This is a genomic window from Actinomyces qiguomingii, from assembly GCF_004102025.1.
Classification (GTDB): domain Bacteria; phylum Actinomycetota; class Actinomycetes; order Actinomycetales; family Actinomycetaceae; genus Actinomyces; species Actinomyces qiguomingii.
In genome coordinates this window covers 2,368,960-2,384,882 of sequence record NZ_CP025228.1, presented here as the reverse complement: position 1 = coordinate 2,384,882, position 15,923 = coordinate 2,368,960, and the positions used below count along the sequence as shown (strand labels likewise).

At 66.6% G+C, this 15,923-nt stretch carries 12 protein-coding genes; 8 read left to right on the top strand and 4 right to left on the bottom strand.

Going from position 1 to position 15,923, the window contains the following annotated elements:
• Positions 1-5: 5 nt before the first annotated feature.
• Positions 6-3,617, top strand: coding sequence for a DNA polymerase III subunit alpha (dnaE, locus tag CWT10_RS09875; RefSeq protein ID WP_103064028.1), 3,612 nt, complete (start codon positions 6-8; stop codon positions 3,615-3,617).
• Between the two features lie 154 nt (positions 3,618-3,771).
• Here dnaE and CWT10_RS09870 read toward each other — a convergent pair whose 3' ends face one another.
• On the bottom strand, positions 3,772-4,275 hold the full coding sequence (locus CWT10_RS09870; protein WP_103064027.1) for a hypothetical protein: 504 nt from the start codon (positions 4,273-4,275) through the stop codon (positions 3,772-3,774).
• A 207-nt stretch (positions 4,276-4,482) separates the two neighbouring features.
• A complete protein-coding gene (locus CWT10_RS09865) occupies positions 4,483-4,722 on the bottom strand; it encodes an RNA-binding S4 domain-containing protein (protein WP_103064026.1) in 240 nt (79 codons plus the stop codon).
• A 100-nt stretch (positions 4,723-4,822) separates the two neighbouring features.
• On the opposite strand from CWT10_RS09865, the gene CWT10_RS09860 reads away from it, so the two are divergent.
• Complete coding sequence (locus CWT10_RS09860; protein WP_103064025.1) at positions 4,823-5,224, top strand: hypothetical protein; 402 nt, start codon at positions 4,823-4,825, stop codon at positions 5,222-5,224.
• A 159-nt stretch (positions 5,225-5,383) separates the two neighbouring features.
• On the opposite strand, the gene CWT10_RS09855 is transcribed toward CWT10_RS09860, so the two are convergent.
• Positions 5,384-6,982: a xylulokinase gene (locus tag CWT10_RS09855; RefSeq protein ID WP_103064024.1), complete on the bottom strand. Its 1,599-nt coding sequence runs from the start codon at positions 6,980-6,982 to the stop codon at positions 5,384-5,386.
• A 278-nt stretch (positions 6,983-7,260) separates the two neighbouring features.
• On the opposite strand from CWT10_RS09855, the gene CWT10_RS09850 reads away from it, so the two are divergent.
• Together CWT10_RS09850 and CWT10_RS09845 are read left to right on the top strand one after the other, a co-directional pair.
• Positions 7,261-8,022: a hypothetical protein gene (locus CWT10_RS09850; protein ID WP_103064023.1), complete on the top strand. Its 762-nt coding sequence runs from the start codon at positions 7,261-7,263 to the stop codon at positions 8,020-8,022.
• 67 nt (positions 8,023-8,089) lie between these two features.
• Positions 8,090-8,245 (top strand): hypothetical protein, encoded by a 156-nt coding sequence (locus CWT10_RS09845; protein WP_199176380.1) that lies wholly within the window; start codon positions 8,090-8,092, stop codon positions 8,243-8,245.
• Positions 8,246-8,329: 84 nt separating this feature from the next.
• Here the strand turns inward: CWT10_RS09845 and CWT10_RS09840 are convergent, their stop codons facing one another.
• Positions 8,330-9,433: an ADP-ribosylglycohydrolase family protein gene (locus CWT10_RS09840; RefSeq protein WP_103064021.1), complete on the bottom strand. Its 1,104-nt coding sequence runs from the start codon at positions 9,431-9,433 to the stop codon at positions 8,330-8,332.
• 120 nt (positions 9,434-9,553) lie between these two features.
• Here CWT10_RS09840 and CWT10_RS09835 point away from each other — a divergent pair, with 120 nt between their 5' ends.
• The 4 genes from CWT10_RS09835 to CWT10_RS09820 all read left to right on the top strand — a co-directional run bounded on the left by CWT10_RS09835 (position 9,554) and on the right by CWT10_RS09820 (position 15,917).
• Positions 9,554-11,974, top strand: a complete 2,421-nt coding sequence (locus tag CWT10_RS09835; protein WP_233188320.1) for a glycoside hydrolase family 3 N-terminal domain-containing protein — start codon at positions 9,554-9,556, stop codon at positions 11,972-11,974.
• A 9-nt stretch (positions 11,975-11,983) separates the two neighbouring features.
• On the top strand, positions 11,984-13,366 hold the full coding sequence (hisD, locus tag CWT10_RS09830; protein WP_103064020.1) for a histidinol dehydrogenase: 1,383 nt from the start codon (positions 11,984-11,986) through the stop codon (positions 13,364-13,366).
• Between the two features lie 491 nt (positions 13,367-13,857).
• Positions 13,858-15,237, top strand: coding sequence for a glycosyltransferase (locus CWT10_RS09825; protein WP_233188318.1), 1,380 nt, complete (start codon positions 13,858-13,860; stop codon positions 15,235-15,237).
• Positions 15,234-15,917 (top strand): hypothetical protein, encoded by a 684-nt coding sequence (locus tag CWT10_RS09820; protein WP_103064019.1) that lies wholly within the window; start codon positions 15,234-15,236, stop codon positions 15,915-15,917. Before CWT10_RS09825 ends, CWT10_RS09820 begins: the two co-directional genes overlap by 4 nt.
• Positions 15,918-15,923: the final 6 nt, after the last annotated feature.

The window sequence follows — 15,923 nt, the reverse complement described above, 5'->3', positions numbered from 1 at the left end:
GCCGCATGGCAGAGGCGAGTGCGGCACGGACGGCAGACGAGCAGGCGGAAGGCAAGGAGCCCCACGACGACTTCGTCCACCTGCACGTCCACACCGACTATTCGATGCTCGACGGAGCCGGCAAGATCAAGGACTATGTGGCCGAGGCCAAGCGTCTTGGCCAGCGCGCCCTGGCCATCACCGACCACGGCTACATGTTCGGCGCCTACGAATTCTATGCCGCGGCCAAGCAGGCCGGCATCAAGCCCATCATTGGGGTTGAGGCCTATATGACGCCAGGCACCTCCCGTTTCGACAAGACCCGCGTGTTCTGGGGTGAGGAGTCGCAGCGCTCCGACGACGTCTCCGCCCGCGGCTCGTACACCCACATGACTCTGCTGTCGCGCAACGACGAGGGTCTGCACAACCTGATGCGCATGGATTCCTTCGCCTCCCTGGAGGGGCAGTGGGGTAAGGCGCCACGTATGGACCGCGAATTGCTGTCCCGTTACGCGGGCGGCCTCATAGGCTCCACCGGTTGCCCCTCCAGTGAGGTGCAGACCCGCTTGCGCTTGGGCCAATGGGATGAGGCCCTGCGCGCCGCCGGTGAGCTGCAGGACATCTTCGGCAAGGACTTCTTCTACGTCGAACTGATGGACCACGGACTGGAGATCGAGCGGCGTGTCACCAAGGACCTGCTGCGCATCTCCGAGATCCTGGGCGCGCCCCTGCTGGCCACCAACGACTCCCATTACGTGCGTCCGGAGGACCGCACCATCCAGGACGCGATGCTGTGCATCAACTCCGGCTCCGTCCTGTCCGATCCCGACCGCTTCAAATTCGACGGCGACACCTACTATCTGCGGCCGGGGCGGGAAATGCGCGCCCTGTTCAAGGAGATGCCCGAGGCATGCGACAACACCCTGCTGGTGGCCGAACAGTGCAATGTCACCTTCCAGACCGTGGATGAGGGTGCCTCCTTCATGCCCGTCTTCCCCGTGCCCGAGGGGGAGACCATGGAGTCCTGGTTCATTAAGGAATGCTGGAAGGGCATGGACAGGCGCTTCCACGGCGAGATCCCCGAGGAGTGCCGCAAGCAGGCCGAGTACGAGATCGGCGTGATCGTGCAGATGGGCTTCCCCGGGTACTTCCTGGTGGTGGCCGACTACATCAACTGGGCCAAGGACCACGGCATCCGAGTGGGGCCGGGCCGAGGCTCCGGCGCCGGCTCCATGGTCGCCTACGCCATGGGCATCACCGAGCTCAACCCGCTGAACCACGGTCTGATCTTCGAGCGCTTCCTGAACCCCGAGCGTATCTCCATGCCGGATATCGACGTCGACTTCGACGAGCGTCGGCGCGACGAGGTCATCGAGTACGTCAAGCAGAAGTACGGGGACGACCGCGTCAGCCAGGTGGTCACCTACGGCGTCATCAAGGCCAAGCAGTCCCTGAAGGACTCTTCCCGCGTGATGGGCTACCCCTATGCGGTCGGCGACCGGCTCACCAAGGCGATGCCGCCCACCATCATGGGTAAGGACATCACCATCAAGGGCATCTTCAACCCCGAGGACCCGCGCTACGGTGAGGCGCAGGCCTTCCGGGACCTGCACGCCGAGGATCCGGACGCGCAGAAGATCGTCGAGTTGGCCGGCGGACTTGAGGGAATGACCAGGCAGTGGGGCGTGCACGCCTGTGCCGTGATCATGTCCAGTCAGACACTGACCGATATCATCCCCATGATGCAGCGTCTGCAGGACGGCGCCTACATCACCCAGTTCGACTATCCCACCTGTGAGCACCTGGGCCTGCTGAAGATGGACTTCCTGGGTCTGCGCAACCTCACGGTCATCTCCGACGCCCTGGACAACATTGTCGCCAACGGCAAGGAAGCGCTGGACATCGACCACGTCGAATTGGATGACAAGTCCACCTATGAGCTGCTGGCCCGCGGCGAGACCCTGGGCGTCTTCCAGCTGGACGGCGGTGGCATGCGAACTCTGCTGCGGTTGATGAAGCCCGACAACTTCGAGGACATCTCCGCCGTCGGCGCGCTGTATCGACCCGGGCCGATGGGTGCGGAGTCGCACACGAACTACGCCCTGCGCAAGAACGGGCTGCAGGAGATCACCCCGATTCATCCCGAGCTCAAGGAGGCCCTGGAGCCGATTCTGGGCACGACCTACGGCCTGATCGTCTATCAGGAGCAGGTCATGAAGATCGCCACCGACCTGGCGGGCTTCTCGATGGGTAAGGCCGACGCCCTGCGTAAGGCCATGGGTAAGAAGAAGATGGACATCCTGGAGAAGATGTTCGTGGAGTTTGAGGCCGGGATGGTCGAGCGGGGCTTCTCCAAGGAGTCCGTCAAGGCTCTGTGGGACGTGGTGGTGCCCTTCGCCAAGTACGCCTTCAACAAGGCCCACTCTGCCGCCTACGGCGTGGTGTCTTACTGGACCGCCTACCTCAAGGCGCACTACCCCACCGAGTACATGGCGGCGCTGCTGACCTCCCAAAAGGATAACAAGGACAAGCTCGGCGTGTACCTGGGTGAATGTCGTCACATGGGCATCAAGGTGCTGCCGCCGGACGTCAATGCCTCCCGTGCCCAGTTCTCCGCCGTCGGGGATGATGTCCGCTTTGGACTCGGTGCGGTGCGCAATGTTGGCGCCAACGTCGTCGAGGCCATTGAGAAGGCCCGCGAGCAGAAGGGTGACTTCACCAGCTTCGAGGACTTCCTCGACAAGGTCCCGGCGGTGGTGTGCAATAAGCGCACTATCGACTCCCTGATCAAGGCCGGCGCTTTCGACACACTGGGTAAGTCGCGGCGCGCGCTGCAGGCCTGCCATGAGGAGTTCGTCGATGAGATTATCGGGGTCAAGCGCAACGAAGCCGCAGGCCAGTTCGACCTGTTCGCCTCCCTAATGGGGGACGGTGATGGCGCCGGGGCGGGTTTCGGCTCCGGTCCGGTGTTCTCCTCAGAGGTTCCCGACCTGCCCGAGTGGGACAAGAAGGACAAACTCGCCTACGAGCGCGACATGCTTGGCCTGTACGTCTCCGACCATCCGCTGCTCGGGCTGGAGAGTGCTCTGGCAAAGCTCGCCGACACCGAGATCTCCGACCTCATTGAGGACGACGATCGGCCCGACGGCGCCATGGTCACCATTGCGGGCCTGATCACCGCCCTGAACCGGAAGACCACCAAACAGGGCAACCTGTGGGCCATTGCCCAGATCGAGGATCTCGGCGGCAGCATCGAGGCACTGTTCTTTCCCTCCACTTACCAGACGGTTTCCACCATGCTGGCCCCAGACACGGTGGTGACACTGCGCGGGCGCTTGAACCGTCGTGATGGTCAGGTCGCTCTATATGTGCAGGAGATGACTGTGCCCGACGTGTCCAGCGCCACCCACGAGGCGGTGACGATCACCTTGCCAACCAATCGCTGCACCGGACCGCTGGTGGAACAGTTCAAAACGGTGCTGGAGAAGCACCCAGGGATGTCGGCGGTACGACTGACGCTGACGAGTCCGGGTCGGGAGGTGCGCACGCAGTTGGACAATTCGTTGCGCGTGGAGGCCTCGGCGGCCTTCTACTCCGACATCAAGGCACTGCTCGGGCCCGGCTGCCTCAAGCGCTGACCGTCGGCCGGCTAGTGCTGGGACAGTGATATATCGGGCCGCAGAGGGCCCGGTGCCGCGGTCTGTGGGCGCGACGACGGCCTGCTGAGACCTTGTGCGCCCTACTGCGAGCTTTTACGTGTGTCCGCGGTACGCGTTTCGTGTGCTCGGTGGCCTACAGCCACAGGTCCTTCCGGCGTCGTGTCAGGCGCGCTGCGGATGGTGGGAATAAGTCCACCGGCCGCCGCCCGCGGGACTCGCGATCGCGCAGGTCACTCCATTCGACGCGGTGTACCTGCCAGCGCTCCTGTATTTGCGGATCCGGTAGGCCGACGGCGTGGACGACCCTGCGCAGCGCGCTTTCACCGGGAGACTCAGCCCGAGGATCAGCCATGGCTACAACGGCGCGTGCTCGTCGCTTGCCGGCGCGCAGTCCCTGCTCCTCAATCATCGCTTTCAGCGTGTCAACCGCGGCGGCCTCGTGCGTGCGACTGATCGCCGAAGTATGAGTGTGCAGCACGGCCTCGCACCGTGCCAGCGTTATGTACTGCCGCTGCAACCACAGTGGAGCGGTCGAGTCCGGAGGCGGTACATAGGCGCCCCGATCCACCGCGATCAGGTTGTTCCCGGCGGGTAGGGAACGGTGCGTGCGCTCGGCGGTTAACTTGACGGAGGGCAACGGTGGAGGTGTCGGGTAGGACCGCATGGTCCAAGCCTGGGGCGGTTACGGGCAGTGGGTTGCGAGGGCTGTTGATGGAACGTCTGTGGGGTGTCGCGAACGCTCCCTGTGGACGCCGGTAAGCGCACACGGCCGTGCCGCCCCGGTGGGCGACGACCCACCGTACTGGACGCCGTACGCGGGCGGCAGGCGGGACGGCCGGGCGGCTCAGGGCACCGCGGTCACGACGGCGCCTGCTGCGCCGGTGGGCAGCTCTACGACGACGACGTCGCCGGCGGCTAGGCGGTGCCCCCTGCGGGTCTCGATCTCCCCATTCACCGTTACATCGCCGGACTGGATGGCGATGCGTGCGTCAACCCCATCTTCCACCAGGCCCGCGAGTTTGAGGAATTGCCCGAGCTTGATCTCGCCGGAGACGGTCACGGAGGGGAACGTGGATGCAGTCATGCGCTTATCTTGGCAGGGACCACATTGTGCTCGCAGCTGTGGCCGCAGTCCCAGCCCCGGATCTACGCCCGCCCCTGCACCCGGATGGGAGGATGAACGGGTGTCATCGTCTGCGACTGGGCCCGCACCCGCACCCGGACTTCCACCCGGGGTCGGGCTCGTGCTGACCGTGGGGGAGCGCTATGCGGTGGGCGAGCGCAGGTACACACTCACGCCACGGCTGGCGGAAGCCGTGGTGCGGGCGCGCGTGGTGCTCATCGACGTCGCCGCGCACCGTGAGGTCATCACCTACGGTGAGCTCAGCGAGTCTATCGGTGGCGCCGTTCTGCCTCGCCACATGGGTCCATTGCTGCACATGCTCGGATACGACTGCGCCGAGCGTGGCGAACCGAGTCTGCCGGCGTTGGTGATCAACCAGGCCAAGGGCGAGGTCGGCACCGATGACGACGCCTGGGCGCCGCTCGAGCGCAGCGCCTGCTGGGAGTACTGGGCTCAAGGATGAATGAGAAAACGCAGTACGGGGTTGTATGTCGAGCTGTGGGAGGAGCTTGTTGTCAGTGAGGCTATGGCGACGCAGCTGCACTATTGAGAGGACTTGGGGGCGTGTTCTGGCCAATGGCAGGGCGGCGATGCCCGGCCCGCCGCCGTCCGGGGAGATCGGCTAGAACACCTCAGTGGCCGTGTGCTCCAGCGGCAGAGCGGCGACGAAGCGCTCGAGGTAGCGGTCGTACTCGGCGACCTCCTCCGGTGTGGGGGTGATGGTGGTGACCTCAAGATCAGTGAAGACGCACCGATCCAGGTAATCCTCCAGGGGCATGTCTGCGCCGCTGAGAAGGTAGCCGGCCAGCAGCGCCATACCCCAGGCGCCGCCCTCCGCCGCCGCCTGGCCGACCGATACGGGCGTGTCGAAGGCGGCCGCCAAGACCCGTTGGGGGATTTCGGGCGTCTTGAAGATGCCACCGTGGGCGAACATCGAGTCGATCGGCGCGTCGGCGTTCTGCTTGAGGATCTTCAAACCGTAGGCCATGGAGGCGAAGGCGGCGAACAGGTGCGAGCGCATCAGGCCGGACAGGGAGAACCGGGTGCCGGGCCGGCGCAGGGTAAGCGGGCGACCCTCCGGCAGGGAGACGATGGCGTCTCCGGACAAGAAGTTGTACGACAACACCCCGGCGTCGTCCATATTGCCTTGGGCCGCGGCGCCCAGGAGGACGTCGAACAGTGGGCCCTGCTGGATCGGGTGGCCGATGGCGTCGGCGAACTGGGAGAAGACCTCCACCCAGGCGTTCAGGTCGGAGGTGCAGTTGTTGGCGTGCGCCATAGCGACCGGGGCTCCCGCCGGCGTGGCCACCAGGTCGATCTGCTCCACCAGGCTGCGCAATGGCTGCTCCAGCACGATCATGGCGAAGGCGGAAGTGCCCGCGGAGACATTTCCGGTGCGCGGGCGCACCGAGTTGGTTGCTACCATGCCGGTGCCGGCGTCGCCTTCCGGCGGGCACAGCCTCGCCCCGGGCCGCAGCGTCCCGGTGGGATCGAGCAGGCTGGCCCCTTCGGGAGTTAGTAGGCCGGCGTCCTGCCCCGCAACTGCGATCTTCGGCAGGACGTCTCCCAGACGCCACGGCACATCCACGCTGCCGTCGAAGGCGGCTAGCATGTCGGCGTCGAAGGATCGGCCGTCGGGACCGATGGGGAACATGCCGGAGGCCTCGCCCACGCCCAGCACGTGCCGACCCGTGAGCCGGTAGTGGACGTAGCCAGCCAGAGTGGTCAGGTGGGCAAGGCGCGCCACGTGCTCCTCACCGTGGGTGATGGCGTGGTGCAGGTGTGAGATTGACCAGCGCTGTGGGATGTTCAGCCCGAACAACTTCGACAGCTCGCGGGAGGAGTCCTGGGTGAAGGTATTGCGCCAGGTCCGGAAGGCCGCCAGTAGCTCTCCGTTGACGTCCAGGGGGAGATAACCGTGCATCATGCCTGAGATACCGATTCCTCCCACCTCGGACAGCGGCGTGCCGTAGCGCTGCCGGTATTGGCCGGCAAGGTCAGCGTAGGCGGCCTGTAGGCCGGCAACGACGGCGTCCATGGAGTAGGTCCATACGCCGTCGACCAGTTCGTTCTCCCAGGTGAAGCCGCCGTCGGCGAGTACGGCGCCGGTGGGATCGACGAGCACGGCCTTGATGCGGGTCGAGCCGAACTCGATGCCTAGGGCGGTGCGGGTCGAGTCAATGTCTGCGGGGGTGGCTGCCGGGCTCATGCGTTGCTCCATTGCTGTCGGGATGATTGCTTGCCTGCCGAGTGCGGCGTCGCGCCCGGCTGTCGTCATTGGGCCATGATAGTGGGGAAGGCCGCGGAATGTGAACGTTCACTGTGGTGCTGTTGGGGTATGCACCGAATAACCTGCCGGCAAGCGCCGATGGATGTCTCCGTGGGCACACCTGATTGGCGGCACCGCCTCCCGCGCGTGGAGCGGTGAGGACGCCGCTGTCAGCGACTCCCCGGTAAACCCTCCGGATTCATGTCCGACCCTCTGGGTACCGTCCACATATGATCGAACCCACCTGCAACCCTTGCTCACCTGACGGACGCGCAGGCCCGCTCGCCGGCGGCGACCCGTCGCCCTGGCCGACGCCGGATGTGCCCTACCTATTCGACACCGGTCTGGTCCTGCCGACGGCGCTGATAACACGCGCCGGCCCCCACACCGCCTTCGTGCGCGTCTTCCCCCTAGAAGCGACGGCACGTGTGGCCGGGCTCGCGCGGCGGGCCGGGTTTTGCTTGAACCCGCCTGGGCCCGAAGCCGACTGGTTGCTCCTGGCCGACCCCGATGTCCTGACAGATGTACAACTGGGGGAGCTCGCGGATGCCCTCAACGTAGCGGGGCTGCGTGCCTTCGCCTATGCCGATGCCGGACCGTCCGGGTCGTGCGCGGGCGAGCAGACTTCTCCGCGCCGCCTCGGTGCGCAACGACCGGAGGCGGTGGACGGCACCGTTTTCGTGGAGGTTGTGTTGCATGATCCGCTGTTCGGCCAGGGCCCTGAGGCGCCGCCATCGGCCTGGACGGTCGTATACGGTCCTACCGAGGACCTGGAATTGCTGCAGGAGGCGGCCGCGGAACGCTTCGTGATTGAGCCGGTGCCCGAGATCGGGGCAGTGGCGGCGCTGCGGATCGAACACGCGGAGGTGGCGGCGGGGCTGACCAGCATCGAGGCGCTGGTGGCCGAACTTGACGCCGCCCTGCGGGAATGCGGCCTGCAAGGACCCGTGCACATCGTTGATCGGCGGGAGGCGCCGGATGACGTCGGGTAGCGCCTAGAGGCGGCGTTTCGATGGCACCCGGATCGTGCCACCCAACCGGTATCACCCCCGGTTGGCTATGATTCTGCCGCTGAATGAGCGCCAGGATCGACTGCTCAGAGAGCTGGCCGCGGCCCAGAACATCTGCAAGCATCAGGCCGCCGCACGCGCGATTGTGGAGATGGCTACGCGCCACCTGCACCAGGATCGGGTGAGAGAGCTTTCCGATCTTTGATGCCTATAAGCGAGTAGTCGACGTCGCCGCGAGTGGAGTCGAGTGGCAGCGGATAGCAAGTTGGCTGAACGGCAAGGGAGTGCCTTAGCGGCTCAGCCCGGCACTCGCTGTCGCCCGGGCCAGGGCGCGCAGGTCGGTGGCCGTGCGCTCGGCGTCGTCGCTCCGCCGCGGCAGGCCGTGCACGGCCGCGACCCACCGCGGGTCAAGCGCACTCGCCCCCAGGTAGCTGCCCGCGATCGCACCGGTGATGGCCCCAATCGTGTCCTTGTCCTGGCTGGCGCGCACGGCCCGGTCCAATAGTGCCTCCATCCAGATGCGCGCCACCTCCTGGCGGTCGCGTCCCATGGGCGCTCCGGAACGGTTGCCGACGCGGTTGGCGAAGGTGAAGGCGAGGGTCGCATGTCCGAGCGCATGCACGGTGAAGCCGTCGCCTGAGGGCGGCTCCTGGCAGTGGGCGGCATCCAGGATCCCGCCGTCGAACAGGTCATGCCAGTACCTTCGCCGCTCGGTGGGGATCAGGTCGAGGGCGGCCAGGGCATTGGCCCCGAAGTACGGCATGCCCTGCCAAGGAGGCGCCATGATGTTGGCACGGATCATCTCGGCCTGGATCACGCAGGAGTCCCCCGCCAGCGGGTCGGCGTGCGTCAGTTCGGCCACCGCCCGGGCCGCCGCTGCCGTCGCCCTGCGGTTGCCCAGGCGCGTCAGCCCCACGATCCCATTGCGCATGAGCGCGCCATTGCCCGCCGTCTGGCCGGTGCGCGCGTGCAGGGCCTTGGCGGCCGCACGCATACGGGCGGCGATCCCCGGAGCCTCGGCATCGGCGGCGACGGCGCCGATCACCTCCCGGGTCTGGGCGCCGACGTCGGTGGCGCCGTCGACGGTAACCCAACGGCACCAGCCGCGCGCGATCTTATCCAGGGCCGTATCCTCGCTCAGGTCCGCACCCGTGGCCGCGACCTGAGCGATGTACAAAGACATCTGGGTGTCGTCGCTCCACTCGCCCGGCGCATAGTCGCCGAAGCCGCCGCCGAGCAGCCGCGGAAGGCCCTCCAGAGGCACATCGCCCGGCTCATAGGGCACCCCCATGACGTCACCGACCGCCTGCGCCAGCAGCACGCCCTCCACGCGGTCTAGCTGGGAGGGAGTCAGGGAAACCGTGCGGGCGTCATTCGGACGAGTGGATCTCATGGTGGCAGCGTAGGCGTTGAAGGTCGGCGGTCCTCGGCATTGGAAAACTCATGCGCCTTTGGCGCGCCCGTGACATGCTTGGCCACAGCGACCATGCAGTCGCCAAGCGAAGGAGCATCCGTGACCACTGAACCCGCATCCCGCCCCGACTCGCCCGCTGCCACCGGCGATGCCGCGACCCCGGTCACGCTCCACCCCCAGCCCGACGGGCCCACCCTGGGAGTCACTTCGGCTCCGGTGATCGAGGTCGACGGTCACCTGTTCAAGGACCTGGCACGCACCGGGAAGCTGCTGCCCTACGAGGACTGGCGATTGCCCGCCGCCGAGCGTGCCGCCGACCTGGCCTCCCGGTTGAGTCTGGAGGCGATCGCCGGACTCATGCTCTATTCGCCCCATCAGCCGGTCCCCAACCCCGGGACGGGCCCCTTTGCTGGCACTTACGGCGGCCGGGCCTACTCCGAGGCGGGTGTGCCTGCCTGGGCACTGACCGATCAGCAGCGCACTATGCTCACCGTCGACCACGTCCGCCACGTGCTCGCCTTCACGCTCCAAGATGCACAAACGGCCGCCCGCTGGAACAACGCCATGCAGGCGCTCGCGGAGGCCGAGCCGATGGGAGTGCCGGTGAATACCTCATCCGACCCCCGCAACGGCGCCGCGGTGGCCTCCGGAGCCGAGTTCGCCACATCCGCCGCCGACGTCTCCCGCTGGCCCGAGGGACTGGGCATGGCAGCCCTGTTCGATCCCGCACGTGTGCGTCAGTATGCCGCAATCATCTCCCGGGAGTACCGGGCCCTGGGCATCACCACGGCGCTCGGCCCGCAGATCGACATCGCCACCGACCCGCGCTGGATGCGGCTGCAGGACACCTGGGGGCCGCACGCGGGCCTGGCGGCCGACTACACCCGCGCCTACTGCGAAGGCATGCAGACCACCCCGGGTAACGAGGCTGGCACGGCAGTCGGTCTGACGGGCACCCCGGCGGACGGCGAACTGCCGCCGGTCGCTGTGGCCGTGGCGGACCCCGGCTGGGGCAGCGCATCGGTATCGACCATGGTCAAGCACTGGCCCGGCGGCGGCACCGGTGAGGGCGGCCGCGATGCCCACTACGGTTTCGGCAAGTTCGCCGTGTACCCCGGCGGCAATGAGGCTGAGCATCTGCGCCCCTTTGAGGCGGCCTTCCATCTGGCAGGCCCCACCGGCAGCGCTGGCGCCGTCATGCCTTACTACACGATTTCCTGGCACTACCGCACTGCGGATGGACAGGTGCTCAACTGCGGTGAAGGTATTGATGCCGACGGCGGTTCCGGCCCGGTGCCGCCGCGCGCCAATGCCTACCACCGCGGCATCGTTCATGACATGCTGCGCGAACGCTATGGCTTCGACGGGGTGGTGTGCACCGACTGGGGCATCACCGCCGATCCCGATCCGGAGATCGATCACTTCGGTCAGCGTTGCTATGGCGTGGAGGATATGGACGTGGTCGATCGTCACCTGCTGGCCATCGACAACGGAGTGGACCAGTTCGGCGGCAATAGTGAGGCCGCTCCCATAATCGAGGCCTACCGCCGCCTGGTGGAACGTGATGGGCAGGCCGCGGCGCGCGCTCGTTTCGAGGCCTCCGCCGCTCGCCTGCTGCGCGTATTCTTCCGTGCCGGCCTGTTCGAGAACCCCTACCTGGATCCGGGCGCCTCCGCGGCCGTAGTCGGTTGCGAGCCCTTCACGACCGCCGCCCGGGCAGCTCAGCGCGACAGCCTGGTAATGCTCAAGAATCGGTGTGTCAGGGACGATTCCAGCAGGGAGTGCGTGCTGCCCTTCGGCCCGCAGGTACGACGCATATGGGTTCCCAACCGCCGGATCGAAGCTCAGCCGGGTTTCATGCGTGGGGGAGAGCCCGCGCACGACGTCGACCCCTTCGTCTCCGCCACCTGCCCTTACGTACGGGTCGCGGACCCGCGGGAGGCCGACGCCGCCGTTGTTTTCATCGAGTCTCCCCTGTCCGACCCCTACTCGACGACGGACCGGGAGGCCGGCGGCAACGGCTACCTGCCGTTGACGCTTCAGTACCGCCCCTACACCGCCACCACCGCCCGCGCCCGCTCCCTGGCGGCCGGCGACTTTCGGGAGACCGGCGACCGCACCTACCGCGGCAAGACCAACCGGGCCGCCAATGAGAGCGACCTGGACGCGGTAATCGCCGCCCGGAAGTCGATGGGGGATCGGCCTGTCGTTGTGGTGGTGCGCATGCACAATCCGGCTGTTTTGGCCGAACTTGAGCCCTATGCCGATGCGATTATCGTCGAATTCGGCGTGCAGCAGGAGGCCGTGTGGCAGTTGCTTGCCGGGGACTTCGAACCCAGTGGCCTGTTGCCGGTCACGCTGCCCGCCTCCATGGAGGCCGTGGAGCAGCACTGTGAGGACCTCCCCTTCGATTATGCGGCCTACACCGACTCCACCGGTCATGTCTACGCCTTCGGTTACGGCCTGAACTGGTCCGGGGTCATCGACGATGAGCGCAACCGCCGCTATCGGAGCCGGTAGGCTCGCTCCATGCTCCTCAACCGCATCGACCTGCGTGACTCGAAGCTGACGGCAGCGGAACTGGCGGCGGCACTGCCCCGCGCCGACCAGGACGTCGCCGCGGCCTTGGAGGCCGTGGCTCCCACCATCGCCGACGTGCGTGAACGCGGCGCCACCGCCCTGCGCGATGCGGCCGAGCGCTTCGACCACGTACGCCCGGTTCATCTTCGTGTGCCCGCTGCGGCCTTGCAGCAGGCCCTGGAGGGCCTGGAGCCGGCCGTACGCGAGGCCCTGGAGCTGTCCATCGCTCACAACCGTGCCGGACACGCCGCCCAGTTGCCCACCGAGTGCGACACCGAGATCATCCCCGGGGGTCACGTACTCCAGCGCTGGATCCCAGTTCGCCGGGTGGGCCTTTACGCGCCCGGCGGCTTGGCCGTCTACCCCAGCTCGGTGGTGATGAACGCCGTCGCCGCCCAGGTGGCCGGTGTGGAGCAGATCGCCCTGGCCTCCCCGCCGCAGGCGCAGTTCGACGGTCTGCCGCACCCAACGGTGCTGGCTGCCTGCGCCCTGCTGGAGATCACCGAGGTCTACGCCGTGGGCGGCGCCCAGGCCATCGCCATGTTCGCTTACGGTGTTCCAGCCGTGGACGACGTCGACCGCGCCGATTCCCTGGCTGCCGGCGGCGACGGACGCACCCTGTGCGAGCCGGTGGATGTGGTGGCAGGACCCGGCAACGTGTACGTGGCGGCCGCCAAACGCGCCGTGCGTGGGGTCGTTGGTATCGACGCGGAGGCCGGCCCCACCGAGATCGCCGTCCTGGCCGACTCTGGCGCCAACCCCGAGTTCATTGCCGCCGACCTGCTCTCCCAGGCCGAACACGACCCCAATGCCGGCTCCGTCCTGATTACCGACAGCCCACGGCTGGCAGACGAGGTTGATGCCGCCCTGGCCCGCCGTCTGGAGCGCACCCGGCATCGCGAACGCGCACGCATCGCCCTGGCGGGCAGGCAGTCGGGGATCGTACTGGTGCGGGATCTGGATCAGGCCGTGGACGTGGCCGACGCCTACGCCGCCGAGCACCTGGAGATCCAGACCGCCGATGCCGGCGCCGTCGCCCGCCGCATCCACAATGCCGGCGCCATCTTCGTGGGCCCCTACTCCCCGGTGTCGCTTGGGGACTATCTGGCCGGTTCCAACCACGTGCTGCCCACCGGAGGTACTGCGCGTTTCGCCGCCGGCCTTAGCGTGATGGCCTACCTCAAACCCGTGCAGGTCATTGAGTACGGCGCCGATGCGCTGGGAGCCATGACCACGCCGTTGATCGCGCTGGCGCAGTCCGAGAACCTGCCGGCCCACGGCGAAGCGGCCCGTGCCCGGCTGGACATCACGCCCTTAAATACGAAGAGCTAGATTCCATCTCGCTTTCCGCGTGTGAACACACAATTCAACCGGCATGTTAGGCTGACCGGAAGTTGGTGTGATGGATGTCAATGTTGTCAAAAAGTGTTCGCGAAGGTATTCGCGCTTGATCGGTGCTAGGCTCGTCTCAGTGCGCGGCCGGTGTCGCGGTGGGGCGGTCTGCCTCTGTCGCGGTCATTGGGTGCGTGCGCCCTGGTTCCCTGCGTGCGACGGGTTGTCATGTTCTACTCATCATTCTCAATCGGGCTTGTATCCGCGGATGGCTGCGGGCTTCATTGCGGCTTGGCGGTCCTTGCTCGCGTGCTGCTGGATCTCGCGGGATTCAGCTTTCTGCTGATCGCACTAGTGTTCGTGTTTCTAAATACTTACGGTGCCGTGATTGTGTGGTGGCATCGTCGCTCAGTGCGACGGGCTCGAACCGGTTCGTCCATCAACGTTGTGACGCGGCATCCCGTAGAACCCCCGTCCAGGAGGCTCGCCGCATGAACACCATGGCGTACTTCGGGCCTGGGGGGCGGGCCGCGGATGTCATTGCCCACCTGGACCTGCTCGGCTCGGTGGCGGCCGCAGCGATGGTGGTTGTGGCGCTGACGTACCTGTTCTCCCTCGCCTGCGCCGCATACACCCTGTCAGGACGGCGGAATCGCGACCGGAAACGAGGCCGGCAGCTCTTGCGTCCCGTATCCGGGCCGCTGCAAATCGTCGTGCTCATGCCGTGCCTGAACGAGGAGGCGGTCATAGGACCCTCGGTCGAGCGGCTCCTGGCTGATCCCGATCCGGCGTTGCACGTCCTGGTAATCGACGACGGATCGGATGACGCCACCAGTGAGATCGTTCGCGGCATCAAGGACCCGCGTGTGGGGCTGCTGCGACGGGAGCCGCCTAATGCCCGCAAGGGCAAGGGTGAGGCGCTCAACCAGGCCGTCGGCGTGATCCGCGAGCGCTATCGGGATGCCGACCCCGAGCGCGTAATCGTCGGCGTGGTTGATGCCGACGGGCACCTGGACCCCACGGCCTGGGATGTGGTCAGAAGGGCCTTTCGGGCTGACGATGTGGGTGCCGTGCAACTCGGCGTGCGTATTTCGAATCGGCATGGCTCACTGCTGGCAAGGATGCAGGACATAGAGTTCGTGACCTTCACCTCGATCTTCCAGCAGGCGCGCCGTCGTCTCGGAAGCGTGGGCATGGGGGGAAACGCCCAGTTCGTGCGACTGGCCGCCCTGGACGCCCTAGGTGCCAAACCGTGGACCCGGTCCCTGACCGAGGACTTCGATCTGGGTATCCGCCTTAATGCCACACGCTGGGTCAATGAGTACCGGGGTGAGGCGGCGGTACACCAGGAGGGGGTGACCTCCCTGCGTCGACTGGTGCGCCAGCGCACCCGTTGGTTCCAGGGCAATCTGCAGGCCCGTGGCCTGTTGGGGTTCATTGCGCTGCGGCTGCGCGGCGGTGCCCGCGCTGACACGCTGTGGCAGGTGCTCAGCCCCTATCTGCTGATCGCGGGCTCGTTGCTGACGGTGTCCTTCACGCTGATCCTCGGCCTGTGTGTGGACAATGCGGTGCGCGGGGTCCCGCAGTCCTGGTCATGGGTTCCTGGCGCCTATCTTCTGGCCTTCGGCCCCTCATACCTGTGCGCGCTGGTGTATTGGCTCTATGTTCGTCAGGAGGGATCCGGTCTGATGCGCTGTATTGCATGGTGCCATGTCTTCGTGGTCTACGGACTGCTGTCCGGCGTGTACGGATGGCGCGCACTGACGCGGGAGATCATAGGACGTTCCGGCTGGGCCAAGACCGCCCGTGAGGCCACCCGCGCACCAGGCGTGCTCGCCACCGGTATGCCCCTGGGGCAGGTGCAGCCATGAGCGGCGGCAATCACCGGTATTCGCGGCGACGGGCGGCGAAGCTGTTAGCGGCCCTGCTCACGATCACCGTCGCGGTGGTATTGACCGCGGTCACCTTCGTGCGAGGGGAAGGCATGACCTGCGCCGACTGGCGGCTCGTATTCGACGGTTACGGCGCGGCGGCATGCCAAGCCCAAACGGTGACGCTCACCCCCGCGGCGGCAACCCGTGCCGATGAGACCCATGCGGGCCTGGCCACTTCCGAGACGGTCGTCGTGCAAGCAGGACGAGTCACCGCTGGCCAGGCGACCGTGCTGACCCGCAAACAGCTGCGTCGGGGTAATGCGCCCAATCCCTGGGAGGTCGCCTGGCTACTGTGGAGCTATCAGGACAATGACCACTTCTATGCACTTGCGCTTAAGCCGAACGGATGGGAGGTGTCCAAGCAGAACCCTGCCTATCCCGGGAAACAGCAGTTCTTGGCATCCGGCAACACTCCCGTGTTCGCCATTGGTCGCTCATACCGGGTGACGCTGAAGGTGGACACCACCACCCCCGGCACGATGCGCGCCGAGATCGCGGTAGACGGCGAAGACCTTGTGACCATCACCGACACCGACTCGCCCTACCGCGCCGGCCCGCTGGCCGCCTACACCGAAGACGCAGCCGTCGAGGTAACCCTTCGACCGGTCAGTCCCTGATGTCGG

What these genes read in the sequence shown, in the direction of transcription:
- dnaE (WP_103064028.1), top strand. Translation starts at nt 6, where the DNA reads ATGGCAGAGGCGAGTGCGGCACGGACGGCAGACGAGCAGGCGGAAGGC.
- CWT10_RS09865 (WP_103064026.1), bottom strand. Translation starts at nt 4,722, where the DNA reads ATGACTGCATCCACGTTCCCCTCCGTGACCGTCTCCGGCGAGATCAAG.
- CWT10_RS09855 (WP_103064024.1), bottom strand. Translation starts at nt 6,982, where the DNA reads ATGGAGCAACGCATGAGCCCGGCAGCCACCCCCGCAGACATTGACTCG.
- CWT10_RS09850 (WP_103064023.1), top strand. Translation starts at nt 7,261, where the DNA reads ATGATCGAACCCACCTGCAACCCTTGCTCACCTGACGGACGCGCAGGC.
- CWT10_RS09845 (WP_199176380.1), top strand. Translation starts at nt 8,090, where the DNA reads ATGATTCTGCCGCTGAATGAGCGCCAGGATCGACTGCTCAGAGAGCTG.
- CWT10_RS09840 (WP_103064021.1), bottom strand. Translation starts at nt 9,433, where the DNA reads ATGAGATCCACTCGTCCGAATGACGCCCGCACGGTTTCCCTGACTCCC.
- hisD (WP_103064020.1), top strand. Translation starts at nt 11,984, where the DNA reads ATGCTCCTCAACCGCATCGACCTGCGTGACTCGAAGCTGACGGCAGCG.
- CWT10_RS09825 (WP_233188318.1), top strand. Translation starts at nt 13,858, where the DNA reads ATGAACACCATGGCGTACTTCGGGCCTGGGGGGCGGGCCGCGGATGTC.
- CWT10_RS09820 (WP_103064019.1), top strand. Translation starts at nt 15,234, where the DNA reads ATGAGCGGCGGCAATCACCGGTATTCGCGGCGACGGGCGGCGAAGCTG.